Raw genomic sequence first — 377 nt, forward strand, 5'->3', positions numbered from 1 at the left:
GCGTCGCCCGTGCCCAATCGGCCCTGGCCGAGTCGCAAGTGGCGGTGGATGCCGCGCAACTCAACCTGGACCGCTCGGTGATCCGCAGCCCGGTGGACGGCTACATCAACGACCGTGCGCCGCGTAACCAGGAGTTCGTGACCGCCGGGCGCCCGGTGTTGTCGGTGGTGGACAGCAACTCCTTCCACATCGACGGCTACTTTGAAGAGACCAAGCTCGACGGCATTCACGTCGGCCAGAGCGTCGACATCCGCGTGATCGGCGACAACGCTCGCCTGCGCGGGCATGTGCAGAGCATCGTCGCCGGTATCGAAGACCGTGACCGCACCAGCGGCTCCAACCTGCTACCGAACGTCAACCCGGCGTTCAGCTGGGTG

1 protein-coding gene is annotated in these 377 nt (G+C 66.0%); it reads left to right on the forward strand.

Going from position 1 to position 377, the window contains the following annotated elements:
• The coding region (locus HX846_RS38235) for an HlyD family secretion protein (RefSeq protein ID WP_256740521.1) at nt 1-377 on the forward strand (377 nt) is incomplete at both ends.

This window comes from Pseudomonas sp. K5002, from assembly GCF_013386655.1.
In the GTDB taxonomy this organism is placed as follows: domain Bacteria; phylum Pseudomonadota; class Gammaproteobacteria; order Pseudomonadales; family Pseudomonadaceae; genus Aquipseudomonas.